Raw genomic sequence first — 19,981 nt, 5'->3', positions numbered from 1 at the left:
CTGGTCCGGCTTGCAGCAAGTCAGTTTTGTTTCTTTATTTGGGATAACCAATTATAGTATCTATATGCCTAACCGCGACCGCAGGGGATTTATAAGAGATATTGCAACGCTAACTGCCTTTGGGGTGCTTACGCAAGCAAAACTAATGGCGGCGGTACCTACTGGTAAACCAAAAACAGCAGATCCGGTTAAAGAGCGCGACCTAATATTCGTTTTCCAGGGCGACTCTATAACCGACGGGCAGCGATCTCGTAATGGCGATTTGAACAATAATATAGGCCACGGTTATGCTTTCAGCATCACATCACGTTTGGGTGCTGATTTCCCCGACCGCAATCTTACCTTTTTAACCGAGGCAATGCCGGTAGCGATATTAACAGCATGGCAAGCCGCTGGCAGAAAGATGTACTGGATCTGAAACCGGATGTGTTAAGTATATTAATTGGATAAATGATTGTAATGCCTACCTGCGCGATAAGGACGAGAAACACTCGATTGCTAACTACGAGAAATATTACCGCAGTATATTGGATCAGGCCAAAGCTCAAAACCCAGATATATTGTTTGTATTAGGCGAAACATTTGCGCTGCCTTACACGACTATTGAAGCCAACCAAACACCCATGTGCCGCGATGTAATTGCCCGCCAAAACGTGGTGAAAAGGTTAGTGACAGAGTACGACGCTATTTTAGTACCCTACCAGCACGTGTTTAACAAAGCACTAAGCAAAGCCCCTGAAAAGTATTGGATATGGGACAACATACACCCAACCTATGCCGGCCACAAGCTAATGACCCGCGAATGGTTAAAACAAGTAAGTAAGCGAATAAAGTTTTTAAAGAAGTATAGCTAAGTAATACTTTCAACTTGAGCTGTTAGCTAACTTGCGAAGGATGCTGAGCCGCTTTGCAGATGCTTCGTTGCTCCGCATAAAGGAGTGATTTGAATTTTATCAGAATGGCACAATCGCTTTAACACAAAAATTCCTACCCATATTATAAATACCCATTGATCCACCTGGAGATGCGTTGTAATATTCGAAATACTTTAACCTGTTCAGGTTTGATTGGTAAGCCTTATCAAACAGATTATTAACCTGAAACTGTAGTTGAAAGCTGCGATTAGCACTGTAGCTGATGTTGGTACCTGCTGATATATTGAATAGCGCGTAACGCGGCGTAAAGGTTTCCGTACTGTTAAGCGCGAGGTAATTGTTTTGCGCACTGTTAATATCCGCCTCGGCTTTTAAGTTGAGCGATTTAATGATACCCGATTTAAATTGTATTTCTTGCCCAATACTGCTTACTAGATGTAATGGTGGTATCAGCGGCAAATATTCGCCTTGCGTTTTAGTGCCTTTAAAAGCGGCGTTGCGGTTAAAGCCGTAAGTTAGGGACAAGGCGTTGTCAAAAGCAAAACCTTTCCAAGCTGGTGGGTGCAGGCTAAAGGTGGCTTCAAGGCCATATAATTGTGCTTTTGCTTGCTGATACTGATAGGTCTTGTTGCCTTGAGCATCAACGATAGGATTACCCGAGCCATCAAGCAATTGAGTCAGGTAGATGTAGTTTGAAATATTATTATTAAATATACTCGCCGTAGCAGATACCGTTTCCGTGTTTAGCTCTATGCCAATATCTTCCTGCAAAGAAAATTCTGGTCCGAAGTTTCTGTTGCCCAAATACACTATATGGGCACCGGGATCTAACCCATTTGAGGCAAACTCTGTTATGCTGGGTGCGCGATAGCCACGTGCGATATTAGCTTTAAAAGTAAGCTGGTTATTTATAGCATAGGTAGTACCCAAACTTAATGACAAGCCGTGGAAAGTATTACTAAAGGCCGGAAATTGCAGGTAAGCCCCGGTAACGTCACCTCCCTGCGCATGGCGGCTAAAGCCGGTGGTCGGGTCGGTTTTGGTATAAAAGTCATCACTTTTTTGGTAGCGCTGGTCGTAACGTAAACCGCCGCCTATGGTCCAGCCGCCGTATTTCCATTTGGCAAAGGCATAAGCGCCGACGTCAAACAGGCTATAATCAGGTATCGGGAAATCGGTAGCTGCCTTACTTTGGTTGTTTTGGTACATACCATTAATACCCACCGACAAATCTGTGTGCGAGAAAATTGGCGTGTTATAGTTAAGGCCGTAATTAACTGTATTTAGTTGCACATACAACCCAGCCTGGTTAGGTAGGGTAGGGTGCGTAAACTCCCGCCTGGTATTTTGTTGCCAGGCCAGTATGGCATCAATGTCACCATTACCTAATTGATAATGGTTTTTTGTATAAATACGATAATGCTGAATATGCTGTAACAGTGGGCTTAACCGATAGCTATTCAAAGCATCCTCACTAACTAACGGGCGGTTCAAGATATTATCGTCATTACCCTCTGCCGCCTGGAAAGTAAAACGGCGGGTAAGCGAATCGCGGCTACCATCGGGGATAGCTTGCAGGTTATCATATAATGTAAAATTTAGCGATGAATAGCCTTTATCGCTTGTATGTTTTATAGTTGCCGAGGCATTACTTTCGCGAAAGCCGGTGTTGTAAACCCTGCCATCGATCGCATTGGTGTAATTTTTTGCTATGCGATACGATCCGCGCAGCGCATAACTCCAGTTTGACGCAGCATACGTAAGCCGGATACCATTACCTATCAGTCCATTATTACCCTGATATTCGCTGAAAAACTTACCATGCACTTTGCGGTCGGTATCAATAGGCATAGCAGGCATTAACCCTACCACCCCTGCCACAGCATCTGAACCATAAATTAAGCTCGACGGGCCTTTAACTACCTCAGCACGGTCAATGTTATAAGCATCAACCTCAATGCCATGCTCATCCCCCCATTGCTGGCCTTCCTGGCGTATGCCGTCATACAGGGTAAGCACCCGGTTGTAGCCCAATCCGCGGATGAAAGGCTTTGAGATATTGGGCCCGGTTTTAACAGCATTTAAGCCCGGTACGTTTTTTACCAGCACATCAATAACATTACTTTCTGTAGCCTGCTCCATTTTTTTTGTCGATATAGCAATGATAGGGATAGGGTTTTCGCGCGCCAAAGTAGCGCGCGATACGCCCGTAACCACAACCTCGTTCAATGACTTTTTATCGGGATTAAGGGATATCTCATAGTTGGTTTTGCCGGCTACTATAGCCACGGTATCAGTTTGATAACCTATGGATGAGATCACCAGCGCAGGGTTAACTGTGTTTTGTGGGATAGCCAAAGTGAATGCCCCTTTGCTATTTGTGGCAGTGCCGGTTTGCGCGGGTTTAATAGATATGGTACTGTAAACTATAGGCTGGCGGGTCTCGCGGTCGCGAACCATGCCCGTTACTGATAAGTTTTGCCCCAAACAGATTACCGTACTTAGGAGTAACAAATAAATAGTATATGATAATTTCACCGCGCTTAATTTTAACAAACGTATAAATAATATTTAATTAATCAAGTAAATAAAATTAGACTAACCTAATTTCTGTAACAAGGTAAATTTTATTATGTTTGTTACAAGATCAATTTTACTGTGCATACACTTACCGAAGAGAACTATCTAAAAGCTATTTTCCGCATCTCGCAAAGCGTGGATGTCAAGATCACGCCAACCGCAATTGCTGAAGCACTGGGCAACAACCCGGCCTCGGTTATTGATATGATTAAAAAGCTGACAGAGAAAAAGCTGATAGATTACGACAAACGCGAAGGGGTTAAGCTTACTGACAGTGGGTTAAATGATGCCATCCAAATAGTACGTAAGCACCGCCTTTGGGAGGTTTTTTTACTGGAAAAGCTTAATTATAATTGGGACGAGATTCATGCTATTGCCGAAGAACTGGAGCATATACAGGATGATACATTGGCTGATAGACTGGATAAGTTCCTGGGTTTCCCGGAATACGACCCGCACGGCGACCCAATACCAAAGGCCAACGGCAAGGTGCCAAAATCATACTCGGTTACCCTTGCCAATGTTAAAGAGGGGCAAAGCTATCGTGTTGCTGCAGTTAAAGATACGAGCAGCGCTTTTTTGCAATACCTGCTTAAACTCAACATCGGTATAGGTACAGATATTAAATTAATTGAGAAAATATCTTTCGATAATTCTTTAGTGATCAGCATTGGTGGAAAAGGAAATACCACTGTGTCCCAAAAATTTGGCGAAAATATATTGGTTGATTGATAGTTCTCTACTTAAAACAGTTTGAAGCGTCTGTTGTTGAAGAGGGATGAAGTTACACACAGCAAGCGGCGTTTTTGAAAACATAGCTAAGGCAGAAGATGCTAAGGAATACCTTCTGGCCCAGGAATTAGAGTTTACTGATGGCGATATCATTATCACTACTTTAACGCCGGGCGAAGAAAATGTGCTGTTGAAAGCTCACGCAGATTCGCCCCGTGAAATGCAGGAAGCAGTTGATGTAATCAGAAATTATGGCGGCGTAGATATTAATATGACAGCCTAACTAATCTTTGGTTACTTAACTTCCTTCAGTTTTATCATAGTTACACCATGCGATGCTACTTTAGCGCTGTATGACCGGCTGAACAATCCTTTGTCCTGATGTGCCCACAGGTCTCGTATCTTGACTTTTTCGACTGCGCCAATGTCTTTAAAATTTAGCGTTAAAGTGGCATCCGTGTCCTGTTTGTTAAATAGTACTATTGCCTTTGAACCATCTTTTAACCGCTTAACCCATATCTCTCTCTTATCATCTGTTAGTAGCCTTGCGCCAGGTGTGGTTGCAGCATCCTGATCAATAGCGATGATCTCTTTATTCATCAAAATAGCCTTCGTAGCGCCAGACATGCTACGCACATCGTTGCCCAATATCAGCGGGGCAGATACCACGGCCCATAGGCTAAATTGTGCTTTCTGTTCCTCATAAGTTTGCTTGTTGTTGCGTGGGTAATCTACAATCAAATTATCCGGATCATTCCAGTGGCCGTTACCGGCATAGTTTTCTTTGCCTACAACCTGGTTTAGGTTGGTGTACCAGTTTTTGTAGGTTACTTCGGGCGTGCGTTCAATAAACTTTACAATGTCGCCGCCGGTGCGCCACATGTCGGCAATTTCGGCACCCCATAAATGCGTTTCGCCGCTCGAGAAGATGCAGATCTCGAACATTATTGGCCGGCCGGTTGCTTGCAAAGCTTTGCTCATGCGGGTATGCAGTTCGCGGTCGGTATGCTTTTCTTTTTCGCCGCAGGCATCATATTTTAAATAGTCAATCCCCCAGCCGGCATAGGTTTTAGCATCTGTTTCTTCGTGATCATAGCTGCCCGGATAACCGGCGCAGGTTTTCATTCCGTTTGATGAATAGATACCAATTTTTAACCCGCGGGCGTGTACATAATCTGCCAAAAACTTCATTCCATGCGGGAAACGGGCGGTGTCTGCATATTGTCTTCCTTGCGCGTCGCGATTAGCAGCCATCCAGCCATCATCCAACTGTACCAATTTGTAGCCAGCATCTCTAAGGCCGCTTTTAACCATCGCATCGGCAACTTCCATTATCTTTTTCTCGTCTATCTTATCAATAAACGGAAACCAACTCATCCAACCCATAGGCGGCCTGGTTGTTACTACTTTGTATTGTGCCTTTGCTGTAAAACTTAGGCCGGCAACAAACGCTACCAGGATAACGGTTTTTTTCATTTTATTTCAAATTAAAACTTCTTCATAATTTTCACCAAACTTTTGGCAATCACCTCGCAACCCCTGTCTGATGGATGCAGGCCGTCGTAAGTCAAATCAGTTGCTTCTATTGGGTAAGGGTACTCGTCGGTAGCCGGGTTAAATGGCACGTCAATAAATTTTGGGTATGGATAATTAACATACTTGCCCGTGTTGCCATCCTTTAATTTTTTAAACTTCACCAGTTTTGCCATGGGCAGATCTGTATTGTGGTAAAGGTCGCTTACGGGGATGTTTTCAAGCTTGCCAATGGCGGCAATTGCGTTAGCCACAGCTTCTAGAGTCTGGTTGTTTTTAGCTTTGTATGAGCCAAAGGCGTTGTTGCGCTTATCAAACAAATACACAAAATCAACCCGCTGCATAGGGGTGATGAGGATGATCTTAGCTTGTGGGTTCAAAGCTTTTAATTTATTGATTATAATACGGAACGACCCATAAATGGTATTGTTGCCGGTACTATTTACATAGTCATCCGGTTTACCAATCGGTCGGCCCTGCCACCAATCATTCGTTCCCAAAAACACAGAATATATATCAGCTTTAATTAATCCCAGGCTATCAATACGGTTAGCTATGCCGCCGGACGTCCAGCCATTATAACCTTTGTTTACGTAGCGGATGTTGGGCAATTGCTCGATAACCTGTGTGAGGTAGCCGCGGGATAAACGGTCTTGGGTTTCGTTTTTATGGTCATTTAAATAAGTGATAGAATCGCCTATTGCTACCCAGGTAAGTTCTTTTTTCCTGAAAGCGCTTAGCATGCAAACTATTAATAATAGGAGCGTTATCTTTTTCATCTTAGGCAATCAATTACACATCTTCATATTGCAAATCCCCACATTTACTTTGCTATCACCGGAAACTGCGATATCCGTAGACGTGTGCAGCCGTATGGCAATAGCACAATATCTTCATCGGGCTGTTTGCCTGTACCTTCATTATAAGTAACACTGAACGGTAACGGGCCGGCCATGTCGTTATACATTTTCCAGTTTGGCAGTTTGCGGGCCTTTACGGTTAATTGCAAGGGCGCATTGTCAGCGGTCCATGGGTAGGCTTTTAACCCGGCCTTAGTTTGTACGGTAAATGCTTTCTCAAATTCAGCACGACGCGCATCAATCAGCGCATAGTTCCATGGTGTTGTAGGCCGCACTTCAAGGTACTCGGCACCATAGGCAATAGGGTCGCGGTCGTTTTTAACCAATTTGGTTTCTTCGCCAATTTTAAGCCCGTATACTAATGGACCACGCTCAACCGAGATCGAATTTTCGTACCAGGTATTTTTATAAACATGCATGGGCAGTTGCAGCTCAAGCACGTCGCCACTTTTCCATTCGCGGCTTATTTTTACCACTTGATTACCTTTTGCTTCCTGCAGTTGCCGGCCGTTAACCTTTATCACCGCGTTGCGGCACCAGGCCGGGACCCGCAGATGAAACGGGAAAGAAACAGATTTGATCTTCTTGTCTGTAGACAAAGTGAATTTTATGTTTTCGTTAAACGGATAGTTAGTTTCTTCTTTAAAAGTAACCGGAATGTTGTTGGCTACCTTGATGTTTACCTCGCTGGCAGAGTAGATCAATGCCGCTACACCTTTATCCGGCGTTGCGTACCATAGGTTTTGGGTAAACTTGGGCCAGCCCTGGTGCATATTTGAAGTGCAGCAAGGGTAGCCCGAAAGCAAGCCATAAACCACATCTGTGCCGGCGTGGTTAACATTAAAGTTATGGGTGGCGCGGGTTAGGCTCACTTGGTTAGCCTGTTGAAAATATTGACGGGTCATGTAATCCTCAGAAGCTTGCGCAGGCAGGGCATTAAATGCGATCTTCTCCAGTCGATCTGCATAATCAACATCGCCGGTAATGGCTAATGAGCTTTCCAATGAAAACATCATCTCTACCGCCGTGCAAAGCTCAGACCCCTGCGTAGGGTTATTGCCGTGCATTGACTCATCGGCACCATACAAGCCATGCGCCATTCCATTATATTTAGTCAAGTCTGCAAAGCCTTTTTTCATGGCCGCAATATATTTTTCTTCGGGATGTTGCTGGTAATAAATTAGTGGTTCTTTTATGCCCTGTGCCAGGTTTACACCATGCGCGGTGCCAACACGGCTAAGCATTTCGCCCTTTAAAAAGGCGCCGGTAAAATCAAACGTTTGCTGGTGCATTAAGTCGCCCAGGTTAAGTAAAAACTTGTCGCCGGTTATGTTGTATAACCAATAAACTATGGCCAGGTTGTCTCCGGCGCGCCACTCAGCCCAAAAGGTCCAATGGCCCAGTTTGTTTTTAGGCAGTTCTGTTAACTGGTATTTAAAATAGTTGGTCAAAAGCGTAACAACGCGTTTATCGCCGGTAGCGTCATAGTATTGCTTCAGCACCTTTAGCATCACCATTTTAGGCCACCAGTCGCGGCTGTTATCACGTTGGATGCCAGGTTCGCCCGGATAATCTTTCGACGGGCCGAAATAACCATCCGCCGTCTGGCTTTTTATAGACCACTCTACCCATGGTTTAACCTTGGCTATTAAATCCTTGTCCTGTAAAATATAAGCCAAAGGCAGCAAGCCATCAATCCAGTAGGGGCCCCGTTCCCACTGATCGCCATCGCCACCAAGCCAACCGTTGCGGTTGCCCATAACCAGCGGGTATAATTTATCAAGGTTACCGGTAGCGCCGTTTTTCTGTTTGATCAACATTTCGCGCAGCCAACCTTGGGGTTTAATGGCGCCGATTGGCAGCTCTATGTATGGGTTTTGGCGCAAAGGCGCTTTGGCTTCTACATAATTTTGACTTTGGCCGCTTTTAGGCGCTAATGAAAAAATAGCAAGCGTTGCTAACAGATAAAAAGGCTTCATTGGGGCGGGTTATAAATTGTGAGTTAAACATAGTCAGAATTTTTAAAATTTCCTGAAGCTTAGCCCTATTTTGTCAACCCCAAACGCTTTAAATAAGTATATACGTAACAACCCGCGCAAAACCCGGCAAGCGACTCGAGCGCGGCAAACACCATAATAATGATAAGCAATACCTTTGCGATAGTAGTAAATCCGCCAAAAAGCGACAACAGGATCATCGCCATAAAACCTAAGCCAATAAAGGCCGCAAAGCGTTTAGGCGCGCGGTCTACCGGTTTGTTTTTTATGTCGAACAGTTTAATAATCATGCCTGCAATAATGGCTAATGGACTATATGTGTTTAGGTTAAACGCCCGCAAGGCAAAGTCAATAAACAAAAAAGCTGGTATTAACCAATTAGCGGTTATAGAGCAAATAAAGGCCAGGGTAAGCACCATAGTCGCTACCAGGCGCACGCGATTTTCGTTAACTTTTACAAAATCTACGGGGCAATCAAGGTTATTCCTCATCTAAGTCTGCAAACTACCGCTGTTGTTGTTTGATTGCAAGTCTATGGAAATTTAAACAAACGAGCTAAATATTTAAGAGTTGGCTTTTGCAATTTGTCTGAATAGATATATAAACAACAAGCAAATATCCCTTAGCAATCGCCTTAAATATATAGGGCCTTTTTTATAAATTGCCTTTGTGAAAATGATAAAAATCTGCTTGGTTATAGCCGGACTTATGTTTCCAGTATTGACAGTAAAGGCTCAAAATAACACAACGCTTACTGTCACTATTGATGCCAAACAAACGGCCCAAACCATTGCTAATTTTGGCGCCTCGGGCTGTTGGTTTTCTGAGGGGATAGGCAAATACTGGCCGCTGGAAAAACGCGAAAAAATGGCCGAACTATTATTCAGCAAAAAGCTTTTAGCAGATGGGACGCCCAAAGGCATCGGTCTTTCAGCCTGGCGCTTTAACATTGGCGGCGGCACGGCAGAGCAAGGCGATCAAAGCGGAATAGTTGATTTCAGAAAACGGGTAGAATGTTTTTTAAACCCCGATGGTACATACGACTGGAGCAAGCAAGCCGGCTACCAATGGTTTGTACGCAAAGCGAAGGATTATGGAGTTGAAAACCTGATAGCTTTTTCTAACACCCCGCCGGTGCAGTTTACCCAAAATGGACTGGGTTATAAAACAGATAAAGACTATAAAGCCAATTTGAAGGCTGATAAATATGAAGCCTACGCTGATTTTTTGATAGAGGTGGTAAAACACTTTGATAAAGAAGGCCTGCATTTTAATTACCTGAGCCCGGTTAATGAGCCGCAGTGGGATTGGTCTAACAAACCAGGGCAAGCCAGCCAGGAGGGCAGCCCATGGAGCAATGCCGACATCTATAAAGTGATGAATAATGTTGATGCATCGCTTACTAAAAAGAAACTGAGCACTCAAATATTAGCTCCCGAAGCAGGGCAGCTTAACTTTTTGTATAGTGGTAACAACCATGCGTCGAAGCAAATTCAAGAGCTATTTGCCGGTGATGGAAAATATAGCTTAAACAAGCTAACACACTTGCCCCGCGTTGTAGCGGGGCATAGCTATTTTACTGATCATGGCGATAGAAACATCATCGACACACGCCAGCTTGTTGCAGACACGGCTGCAAAATATAAGGTTGATTATTGGCAGTCCGAATACTCCATGCTAGGCGATGGTTACAAAGAGGGCACTAAAGGCCGCCGCAGCCAGATAGATTGTGCTTTGTTTTTAGCCAAGATAATTAACCAGGATTTAACCGTAGGCAATGCCGCCGCCTGGCAATTATGGAACGTGTGGGAACCCGGCAGTGCCGAGTGGGACACCCGCTATTACGTTATCGCCTTAAAACCAAACGCCAACCATACCGATGGTGAGTTTACGGTAACAAAAAACCTTTGGACGCTGGGCAACTACAGCCACTTTATACGCCCCGGCATGACACGCGTATTAACTACCCGTAACGATGCACTGTCGGCCACGCAGGTAGCGCAGGATGTGATGGTGTCGGCATTTACCGGCGGTACAGATAAACTGGTAATGGTGGTGATAAATTATACGCAGCAAAGCCGCATTATTGCACCGGTTATAAAAAATTTGAAGTCCATCAAAAAATACCGCAGCTATACCACGTCTGTAACGGATGATCTTAAACCATCTGCAGACCAAAAGTTTACAGGGCTTATTGAACTGCAGCCACGGTCGGTAACTACTATCGTATTTAACTAGTATTTCTTCATTAGTTTCACTAACATATCGGCAATTTTTTGATGCCCTTTATCTGATGGGTGTAAGCCGTCGTAGGTCCAGTCGATGGCTTCGGTAGGGTAGGGATATTCGTCTTCATCCGGGTTAAACGGCAGGTCGATATATTTTGGGTAGACATAGTTTTGGTAAGAGCTATCCACCTTGCGCAGGCGTTTATATTTCACAGCGTTTTTTACCGTGATACCGCTTTTGTAGTAAAGATCAACCAGCTCCAGTTTCTCTGCTTGCGCGATGTTTTTAATTGCGTCTGTATAGGCCGATAAGGCCACACCCTGACGGTTGGGTTTGTACGACCCGTGAATGATACTGCGCACGTTGTTAATGTCAATAAAATCAGTACGCTGTAATGGGGTTAATAATACAATTTTGGCCTCGCTGTTTTGCTGGCGGATTTTATCAATGATTACGCGGTACGCCCCGTAAACGGACTTGGGCCCGGTGTTGTCGCGGTAATCGTCCCCGGTGCCAATAGGCAGGCCCACCCACCAGTCGTTGGTGCCTAAAAAGAGGGTGTATACATCAGCCTTTTCTAGATGCAGGTTATCAAAATTCTCTGCAATGCCTTGCGCTGTCCAGCCAGGGTAGCCGTGGTTAGCAAACTTTACATACGGTAGTTTATCAACCACACGGTCCATATAACCTTTGGTCAGGATGCCTTTAGTGCTTTCCAGGTGATTATTATGGTAGGTTATCGAGTCGCCAATAGCCATCCACTTTAATTGCTTTTGCGGGGCGAAGGCGAAAAGCACAACTGCAGTAAGCAGCAATACAATCAGTTTTTTCATAGATGGTTAATTTCCGTCAGTATAGAACCTAAACAAGTTGCAGCTATTTCTCATCAGTTATTACCCAATTCTTGGGCGCCTTAAAGCCTTTACGGCCCTGCCCAAACGGCGGTACGGAAAACTCAGAGGTTATGGCGTCAAATGGTTGTATAACTTTAAGCAGCTGTTGGTAGACATCGGCATGGGTGGCTTTAACGTTCCTCTTTTCTGCCGGATCATTCACAATGTCAAATAGCTGGTCTTCGGTTTGTTTCATGGCATCATTGCCGGCATTGGCTTTAACCAATTTCCATTGGTTACTCACTAAACTACCGTAGCCAAGGTAAATCTCCCGTTTTATCTCCTTTGTCTGTCCCAAAAATACTGCCGACATATCCAGGCCGTCAAAAGGTTTGTGCGCAGCATCTTTTACGCCTGCAATGTTTAACAAAGTTGGCACTACATCCACATAGCCCATTAGCTGGTTAATTTGGGTGCCGCCCTTTAGTACGGCAGGCCATTTTACAATAGCTGGTGCCCTTACACCACCATCCCATTCCTGGAATTTGTTGCCACGTAACTCGCCGCTAGAGCTGCCGCCACCCGGCGCTGCGCCGTTATCGCTAAAAAAAAGCACCATTGTATTATCGTCAACATGCAGTTGTTTTAGCTGTTCCAAAATTCGTCCAATCCCCCTGTCTAAACAAGTAACCATTGCCGAGTAGGTTTGCCTTGGCGTATTCCCCCGGCCGTTGCTGCCACCTATGGCATCATCAACAGCAACGCCATTGCCAAATTTGGGTTTGGTTTCGTCGTAACCGTAAGCTATCAGATCATACTTTTTAGCCTGTAGCGGGCCATGCGGCGCATTGTAAGCAACGTATAGTAAAAATGGCGACGCTTGTTTAACGTAATCTTTAATACATTTTACCGCCTCGTCTGTCACCAGGTCGGTACTGTAGCCTTTATCAAATGATGTGTTGCAGTCGTTGTGCCAGTCCAGCTCACCTTCGCGCTCATGGGTAAAATAGTCTATTGCCCCATTGTAATGGCCATAAAAATGGGTGAAGCCCTTATTAAGCGGCAGGTAGTCTTTTTTGGCGTGGCCCAAATGCCATTTGCCTAAAGCTGCCCTGTTTTGGTAACCTGCATTTTTTAACAGTTCGGGCAGGAATTTCTCACTTAAATCAACCCCGAAACTACTCCATGGCGGTACTACGGTTTGGCGCAGACCAAAACGATTGGGATATCTGCCGGTTAAAAGACCCGCTCGGGTAGGTGAGCAAACCGGCGCAGTATAAAAACGGTTTAAAACAACACCTTGTTTGGCCAGCCCGTCAATATTGGGCGTTTTTATCTCGCTGCCATGAAAACCTACATCGCCCCAACCTAAATCATCGGCAAGTATGATAATGATGTTTGGTTTTTTGGTGGGTTTGGTTTGGGCGAATGTTTGTAACCCTGCTATTGCAGCGGCAAACACCATAATTGAACATAGCAAACGATTATTCCTTTTTCTCATACAATTTGGCTAGGCCGGTGGTGTCCGGCAGGTTTTAATGTCATAAATGTAGGGTTATATTAATCTATTTAGAAATCGATTAGCATCGGCGAACATTTGGACGGCTAGGACGACTTAAAGATGGCTATGATGTTGGCCATTTATATTTATTGTTTTTATACCAAATGCTGCTTTCTTTGTATTACGATTATAAACCAATTAATCAATCTTAATTAAAAACGATGAAAAAGTTACTTTTTGTACTGTCGGCTGTCATGCTGGCTTTCAATGGTTACGCGCAGCAATTTAATGGCCTGGATATGAATTTAGGCACATTATCCAGGCTGTCAGATGCTAAAACCCGCTCTATTAGCCCCGAGAACTTCACCGGCGAAAAGGGTAAAGGCGGCATGGCCGACCCGGTAAAAGATAAAAACAAACGCAACGTAGCCAATGCCACCAGCGCCGCCCGAGATTTGGGTATAGGCTGGAAGGTTAACCCTTACATTATTATTGAACCCGGGCAAACCATTACCATTGCCGAAATTAACGGCTCGGGCGCTATACAACACATCTGGATGACACCGACCGGAAATTGGCGCTTGTCTATTCTGCGTTTTTATTGGGATGATGAAACAACACCATCTGTCGAAGTGCCGGTAGGTGCTTTCTTCGGGATGGGCCTGAATGCTTATTCGCCAATCAATTCTCTGCCGATAACAGTAAATCCGGGCAGCGCTTTTAACAGCTACTGGAAAATGCCTTTCCGCAAAAAATGCCGCGTTACAATGGAAAATATAGACGACCGTGCGATGAGCTTATACTATCAAATAGATTATACGCTGACCAAAGTACCCGAGGATGAAGGCTATTTTCATGCGCAGTTCCGTAAATCAACGCCTAAAGATAATTCTGTTTATACCATATTAGATGGCGTTAAGGGCAAGGGCCAATACGTTGGTGTTTACATGGGGCTTACCGTAAATAATAATGGCTGGTGGGGCGAAGGGGAGATCAAATTTTATATGGATGGCGATACAGACTACGCAACCATAGTTGGTACCGGCACCGAAGATTATTTTTGCGGATCATACGATTTTGATACCCGTAAGAAAAACGCGGCGGGGGTAGAAGAAGTTAACTATCAGGAGTTCTCTACTGCCTATGCCGGTATGCCGCAGGTTATTAAAGGCGACGGACACTACCAGGTACGTCAGCGTTTTGGCATGTACCGCTGGCATATTCAAGACCCGGTTAGATTTGATAAAGACCTGAAAATAACGATCCAGGATTTGGGTTGGAAATCAGGCGGTCGCTACCTGGCGCAAAATTCTGATATTTTATCTGTAGCGTTCTGGTACCAAAATGGCCCGCATGGCGCGTTTCCTAAACTACCGTCTAAAGACGAGTTGGAAATTAATTAAGGGCTTTTGCGCAGGCCGGTGCCTTTAAAATTAAGGCAGCTACCTATACTAAAGAGTTATTGCCGCTGTCAACATTTCTTGATATCGGTTTCAAATGGTCATAGACGCCTTCTGGGAAACCGGGGGGTGTCTTGTTATTCGAGCGATAACGAAAATGAAAACGATGATCCCTTACCCTCTTCGCTCTCGACCATTACCCGGCTGTCATGAGAACGCAGTATCTCTGATACAAGGTACAAGCCTATGCCAAAACCTGATACGGTTTTAACCTTTACGTTCTGCACCCTGTAGAAGCGGTCAAATAGCTTTTTCTGATCTTCCTGGCTAATGCCAATGCCCTGGTCGGTAACAGATATCTTGATACGGCCTTCGCCGATGATGCAATCAATGGTAACTAAACCATTACCGGGCGAGTATTTTACGGCATTGCTAATAAGGTTAATTAAAACCTGGCCAATTTTGTCTTTATCGGCACATACTTTAACGCCCATACAGCCTGCGAAAGTGATTTTATGGCCTGTATTTAAAAACTGAGCATCGTCCGTAACCTCGGCAATTAGCGGATGCAGTTCAAATACTTCTTTATGTAACTGGATCTTGCCTTCTTCTAACCGGGTAAGGTTTAAAAAATCATTGATCATCGTGGTCATTTTCTTTGATTGCACATCCGCACGGGTAAGCGCGCTCAACTTAAAGCTGTCGTCTTCTGTCTTTGCCTTGGCAAGCAGTACCTGTATGTATGATCTGATCGATGTGAGCGGGGTTTTAAGTTCATGGCTAACCATTGCTATGAAATCATTTTTACGTTGCTCTTCACGTTTCTTTTCGCTGATATCCCGAGCTATTTTTGAAGACCCGATGATGTTTCCCTGCGAATTTTTAACCGGCGATATAGTCAAGGATACATCCAGCAGCTTTTGATCTTTGCTTAAACGCCGGGTTTCAAATTGCGATACAGGCTCGCCGTTTCGTAAGCCTGATAGTATGGCCCTTTGTTCTGCCTGCAACTCTGCCGGCACAAGCGTCATGATGGAATGTCCAATTACTTCATCAGCCTTGTATTTAAACATGCGTTCTGCGGCCTCATTCCAGCTATTTATCATGCCATCTAATGTCATCCCAATTATGGCGTCGCTAGACGACTCAACAATGGCCGCTAATTTTGCATTTTCGGCAGCTGCGTCGCTAATCTCGATATTCTGTATCTCTATCTGGTCAAGCATTTTGTTAAACGTATCCGTCAGCGCCCCTAACTCGTCATCGCTGGCTTTAACAGCACGAACGGTGTAATTATTGTCTTCAGATACAACGGTAGCCGTGCTTTTAAGCGACATTATTGGCTCAGAAATAATTTTTTGTACTTGTAATGACAATATATAGGCAATAAGCAATAACCCCACTATCATAATAATTGCTACCATCATGAAGTTTGTTATTTGCTCATAAATGACTGACATGGTAGTTTTTAAATACAGCGTACCCAACACAGTGTCTTTTTGATAAACCGGTTGAAAAACGATAAAATAATCGTTTTCAAACCCGGAACCTTCTTTGCCTGGTTTAGCGGGGAAAAGATCTGCCGGCGCATGTGCAGGATAGCTTGCAAATAAACTACCATCGCTATTATATAAACATGCTGCAACAACGTTCTTGTCTGCTTTTAGAGCGCTTAATATTTCGGTAGCGTCGGCATGGCTTTGAAAAGCAAGCGCAGCCGAACTATTATTAGCTATTACAGTGCTCAATGACGATACACTGCTCTTTAAAGTGTTTTTATAGCTGGTGTACTCAAACAGCATATATACCCCACACATTATCAATAGCAAAATGGAGCTGATGAACATAATGGCACCCATTATTTTACGCCGGATAGGTATGTCTTTATAGCTCATATTTAATTATTATGTAGCTTGGCTATATTTAACAACTTCGAACTAATATCAAGCCGGGCACTCTTTGCCGCGGCAATATTTATTTCCAGTCGTACCTTGTTGTCTTGTTTAAAAAACGAAATGTTGCCGCCGTGTTGGGCAAATCCAATAGCATCGCTTACGGTAAGTGTGCTTAGTGTTGCAGTGTTACTTATTATTTGCTTTTGTATAGCAGGTGCAGAATTTACAAAAAGTAAATGACAGCCGGTAACATCGTTTACGTCGGTATATCGTTTTACAATGATGGGGTGTGCCTCAACTTTTTCGTCTTTTACCAATTCGTCCAGGTAGGGTCCAAAAGGGTCGTCGCCAATAATGCCAATCACAAAAGGCGCATCTACAGATTTAAAAGCGGTTGTCGGCCAGGTAATAAACTTGGTAAAATTAAACAAGAAAGCGGCCTTAACCTGGTACTCAAGTGGCAGTTTGCGTTGCCCAAGCGCCTGGCAGGTAATGCAAAGCAGCAAAATAAAGAGCATACCCACTTTGGGTATTTTAAGGCCTTTTATTTTGGCTGTGCTATGTAGGGCTTTTATCATTAAAACCTAATGGCTAGCTTTCCGTAAAAATTTCGTTGAATGCGATTAACAGCAAACTCGACATGGCTTGGATTAGCAATATTTTGCCCTACTACAGAAAGCTCAAGGTATTTATATTGCCATGCCAGCCGCGCATCAAAATTGGCGTACGCATTTACATTGGGCACGTTTGCAGTTACAGACAATGGCCGGCCACTAATAAACCTGCCGACAACATCAAATTGAAAATTGGCCGGCAAATTAAGGATAGATTGCATTACCACCTGGTGTTTAGGGTCTGTACCGGTATGGGTGGCATCAAACGTATGGCCGGGCTTATCGCGGATGTTTTTATTAAACAGGGTATAACCGCCGCGTAGCCTCCAATTTTGAAAAGGCTGGTACAAACCGCTTAGCTCAAAGCCACTACCATTGCCCTCCATGCCATTTTGTATGTAGTAAGCTTTCGTGCCTGGTTGCGGCTCAACACTATAAAGATCACTATAAGTATTATAAAATGCTGCCAGCGACAGCGATACCTTTTGGTTGGCCTGAACGCGGTAACCCAACTCATAGGCAATCAATTTTTCTGAAACAAAGTTTGGCCCTCCGCCAACGTGCGCTACGGTGGGTGGCAAATCATAGGTTGGTATGCGGTAATCTACATCAATCCGGCTGGGTGTACGTACCGCACGAGATACTGCTGCCCAAACAGTTTGTTCATTGCCTGGTGTCCACGCAAAGCGGGCGCTGGGCTGCAGTTCAAACCTGGTGTAATCATTATGCATTAATTTGGTACCCAACGTTAGTCTAAACCGGTCTGGCACAATTTGTATCTCGTCTTGCAAAAAAGCACTGAATAAATGCAGCGTACGTACTGCAGGAACAAAGCCCACAAACGTGGTAGTATTTTGCGAGTTATCAATCATATGCCTGTAGCCACCGCCCCAAACCATATTGTGGGTTTTGCTTAGCTTAAACTGATGTTGCAGATCAATATCATAAGTTTCTAATTGATCATTGATAGTGCCCGGTACATCTCGTCGCCACATCCTGTCGTAATAAGCTTGTACCTGAAGGTTAGACTGATTAGAAAAAGTGTGGCTCCATTGCGCCATACCGTCCTGGTGGTCAAAACTACTAGGGCCGGGATTGGTACGCTCGGTACCCCACTGTAAATTGCCCTGAAAAGATAATCTGTCTGCCTTCTGTGCATCATAATCTAGCCTTAACCCTGTCTGGTTAAGGTACCAGTTATCGGTATTTGGTTGATACAGGCCGTTTAAACTGCTCTTATATTCGGCCCGTTGAGCGTAAACCCTGTAGTTTATGTTTGAGCCGATACTGCCGCCGTAGCGCGCTGTAAACTGATCATGTAATTGTTTGCCGATAGCGGCCGAGGCGTATACGCCTTTAGTGTCTTTAGCTTTCTTGGTGATGATGTTAATTACGCCGTTAACTGCGTTGGCGCCCCAAAGGGTACCACCGGGGCCGCTTATTATCTCTATACGCTCTACATCCTCTAACACTACACTTTGTGCATCCCAATATACTCCGGCAAACAACGGGCTATAAACCGTCCTGCCATCAATCATCACCAATAATTTATTAGAAAAAACGTTGTTAAAACCCCGCGCGCTAATTATCCAGGCATAGGCATTGTATTGAGCTACCTGCAAATTAGGCGACAGCCGTAATGCCTCGGGTAGGCTAGTGGCACCTGAACGGCGAATATCTTCCTGTGTGATAACCTGTATAGCCGATGCTACTTCTGACAGCTTTTCCGGGCGTTTAGAAACTGAAGTAATTTCTATATCCATCAATTCTTCGACAGACAGTTTCTTTGCCCTGTAAACAGATAAGTCGGGCTTGTCACCGTAAACGTTTTTGGAATCTTGTGCGATTGCCTGCGGTAACTGCGCTACCATGCTCAGTACAGCAGATAATAAAAACCTCTTGTAAAAACGCATCATGTTATGGAATCGGCTTACGTAACTTAAGTTTAACAAACAATTGTTTACTTAGTTTTAAAGTTAAGTGGTGATAAAATTGAATAGATATGGTATGGCGAAAATAATAAACCTATTATAAATCAGTCAAATTGCTTAACTTTTATTTTAACTACTACCCTGAAGCTAACAACACCTGTTAAGGCTGATATATGTGCTTATGAAAATACCGCTTTATGGTAACAAGTGCTTACTGTGCGTCGAGTTTTTGGCTTCTGGCTTAGCTTCCCTCATACATCTATATAAACAAGGAAACGCCTTTCGACATTGCTGTTGAAAGGCGTTTCCTTGTTTAGCGACCTGGTGTTTATTTAACCGGTTTAACAGTAAAGTTTTCAAATAAAGCATCAAACTTCAACTTGCCGGGAGCGGCTGCCACCATGCCTATTTGTACTTTCACGTTGGGCTGAAAGTAAGCCAGGCGCAGCATATCAAACTTAACCCCGTCAAACGAATATTTTATTTGTACAAAATCGCCCTTGCGCAATAAGTTTAGCCATATTGATTTTGGGCTGTCATTACGTGGTGCAACGCTCCAGTCGGAAGTATTGTGTGTAACCACAGCGCTTACATTTTGAACACCGTCTACATACTCAATCCCGGTTTTTATCCAGTTTTTGTTATCGGTACGTATCATCAAACCCGCCTGGTGAAAAAGCTCTTTGTATTGGCCCGTTATTTTTACAGTAGCCTCAAAATCTCCGGCAACTTCGCGGTAGTAAAACGGTCCGCTATCGCGTATAAATCCATAATGTGTAATGCGCCAAAAATCAGTCGAAGGTTCAACGGTCATGGTTACCGAGTTTTTGCCGGTTTTCCATTGTTTAGGCATATTTAACCAATTCATTTTCGTTGTTTGGGCGTTACAGATAGTTGTAAATACGGTAAGAAACAGCACCATTAATGGCTTATTTATATTATTCATGAGATATTATTAGATAAACAAACATAATAAAATCCGGGCTTGATGCTTAATATTT

General features: G+C 44.0%; 17 protein-coding genes. 6 read left to right on the top strand and 11 right to left on the bottom strand.

Annotated features, from left to right (window positions below):
- The first annotated feature begins 64 nt into the window (after positions 1–64).
- Positions 65–418, top strand: a complete 354-nt coding sequence (locus tag ACFSYC_RS05425) for a hypothetical protein (RefSeq protein ID WP_377124332.1) — start codon at positions 65–67, stop codon at positions 416–418.
- Positions 393–854 (top strand): SGNH/GDSL hydrolase family protein, encoded by a 462-nt coding sequence (locus tag ACFSYC_RS05420; RefSeq protein WP_377124440.1) that lies wholly within the window; start codon positions 393–395, stop codon positions 852–854. Before ACFSYC_RS05425 ends, ACFSYC_RS05420 begins: the two co-directional genes overlap by 26 nt.
- A gap of 99 nt (positions 855–953) precedes the next feature.
- Here the strand turns inward: ACFSYC_RS05420 and ACFSYC_RS05415 are convergent, their stop codons facing one another.
- On the bottom strand, positions 954–3,413 hold the full coding sequence (locus ACFSYC_RS05415; protein ID WP_377124330.1) for a TonB-dependent receptor: 2,460 nt from the start codon (positions 3,411–3,413) through the stop codon (positions 954–956).
- Between the two features lie 120 nt (positions 3,414–3,533).
- On the opposite strand from ACFSYC_RS05415, the gene ACFSYC_RS05410 reads away from it, so the two are divergent.
- Positions 3,534–4,187 (top strand): metal-dependent transcriptional regulator, encoded by a 654-nt coding sequence (locus ACFSYC_RS05410; RefSeq protein ID WP_377124328.1) that lies wholly within the window; start codon positions 3,534–3,536, stop codon positions 4,185–4,187.
- A gap of 46 nt (positions 4,188–4,233) precedes the next feature.
- Positions 4,234–4,470: a hypothetical protein gene (locus ACFSYC_RS05405; protein WP_377124326.1), complete on the top strand. Its 237-nt coding sequence runs from the start codon at positions 4,234–4,236 to the stop codon at positions 4,468–4,470.
- Positions 4,471–4,481: 11 nt separating this feature from the next.
- On the opposite strand, the gene ACFSYC_RS05400 is transcribed toward ACFSYC_RS05405, so the two are convergent.
- The 4 genes from ACFSYC_RS05400 to ACFSYC_RS05385 all read right to left on the bottom strand — a co-directional run bounded on the left by ACFSYC_RS05400 (position 4,482) and on the right by ACFSYC_RS05385 (position 9,068).
- Entirely contained in the window at positions 4,482–5,663 is a 1,182-nt protein-coding gene (locus tag ACFSYC_RS05400; protein ID WP_377124324.1) for a glycoside hydrolase family 27 protein, read from the bottom strand.
- Between the two features lie 11 nt (positions 5,664–5,674).
- On the bottom strand, positions 5,675–6,499 hold the full coding sequence (locus ACFSYC_RS05395) for an SGNH/GDSL hydrolase family protein (protein WP_377124322.1): 825 nt from the start codon (positions 6,497–6,499) through the stop codon (positions 5,675–5,677).
- Between the two features lie 44 nt (positions 6,500–6,543).
- Positions 6,544–8,559: a beta-L-arabinofuranosidase domain-containing protein gene (locus tag ACFSYC_RS05390; protein ID WP_377124320.1), complete on the bottom strand. Its 2,016-nt coding sequence runs from the start codon at positions 8,557–8,559 to the stop codon at positions 6,544–6,546.
- A 65-nt stretch (positions 8,560–8,624) separates the two neighbouring features.
- Positions 8,625–9,068: a DUF4395 domain-containing protein gene (locus ACFSYC_RS05385; RefSeq protein ID WP_377124318.1), complete on the bottom strand. Its 444-nt coding sequence runs from the start codon at positions 9,066–9,068 to the stop codon at positions 8,625–8,627.
- Between the two features lie 184 nt (positions 9,069–9,252).
- On the opposite strand from ACFSYC_RS05385, the gene ACFSYC_RS05380 reads away from it, so the two are divergent.
- A complete protein-coding gene (locus ACFSYC_RS05380; protein ID WP_377124316.1) occupies positions 9,253–10,815 on the top strand; it encodes a glycoside hydrolase in 1,563 nt (520 codons plus the stop codon).
- Here the strand turns inward: ACFSYC_RS05380 and ACFSYC_RS05375 are convergent.
- Positions 10,812–11,639: an SGNH/GDSL hydrolase family protein gene (locus tag ACFSYC_RS05375; protein ID WP_377124314.1), complete on the bottom strand. Its 828-nt coding sequence runs from the start codon at positions 11,637–11,639 to the stop codon at positions 10,812–10,814. The two genes, ACFSYC_RS05380 and ACFSYC_RS05375, sit on opposite strands and share 4 nt — an antisense overlap.
- 43 nt (positions 11,640–11,682) lie before the next feature.
- Complete coding sequence (locus ACFSYC_RS05370; RefSeq protein ID WP_377124312.1) at positions 11,683–13,140, bottom strand: arylsulfatase B; 1,458 nt, start codon at positions 13,138–13,140, stop codon at positions 11,683–11,685.
- Between the two features lie 221 nt (positions 13,141–13,361).
- Here ACFSYC_RS05370 and ACFSYC_RS05365 point away from each other — a divergent pair, with 221 nt between their 5' ends.
- Positions 13,362–14,543, top strand: a complete 1,182-nt coding sequence (locus ACFSYC_RS05365) for a glycoside hydrolase family 172 protein (protein WP_377124310.1) — start codon at positions 13,362–13,364, stop codon at positions 14,541–14,543.
- Positions 14,544–14,677: 134 nt separating this feature from the next.
- Here the strand turns inward: ACFSYC_RS05365 and ACFSYC_RS05360 are convergent, their stop codons facing one another.
- The 4 genes from ACFSYC_RS05360 to ACFSYC_RS05345 all read right to left on the bottom strand — a co-directional run bounded on the left by ACFSYC_RS05360 (position 14,678) and on the right by ACFSYC_RS05345 (position 19,926).
- Complete coding sequence (locus ACFSYC_RS05360; RefSeq protein ID WP_377124308.1) at positions 14,678–16,435, bottom strand: ATP-binding protein; 1,758 nt, start codon at positions 16,433–16,435, stop codon at positions 14,678–14,680.
- Between the two features lie 2 nt (positions 16,436–16,437).
- Positions 16,438–17,013 carry a YfiR family protein gene (locus tag ACFSYC_RS05355; protein ID WP_377124307.1) on the bottom strand — a complete coding sequence of 192 codons (576 nt, stop codon included), beginning with the start codon at positions 17,011–17,013 and terminating at the stop codon, positions 16,438–16,440.
- A complete protein-coding gene (locus ACFSYC_RS05350; protein ID WP_377124305.1) occupies positions 17,013–18,965 on the bottom strand; it encodes a TonB-dependent receptor plug domain-containing protein in 1,953 nt (650 codons plus the stop codon). The genes ACFSYC_RS05355 and ACFSYC_RS05350 overlap by 1 nt, the downstream gene beginning before the upstream one ends.
- 343 nt (positions 18,966–19,308) lie before the next feature.
- The gene (locus ACFSYC_RS05345) at positions 19,309–19,926 is read right to left on the bottom strand and encodes a DUF1349 domain-containing protein (RefSeq protein ID WP_377124303.1); all 618 of its coding nucleotides are present in this window, start codon (positions 19,924–19,926) and stop codon (positions 19,309–19,311) included.
- Between the last annotated feature and the right edge of the window lie 55 nt (positions 19,927–19,981).

Origin of the sequence: Mucilaginibacter antarcticus (assembly GCF_042686155.1) — a bacterium.
GTDB lineage: Bacteria > Bacteroidota > Bacteroidia > Sphingobacteriales > Sphingobacteriaceae > Mucilaginibacter > Mucilaginibacter antarcticus.
The sequence above is the reverse complement of the archived record's forward strand: the minus strand, read 5'-3'. Positions and strand labels throughout refer to the sequence as shown.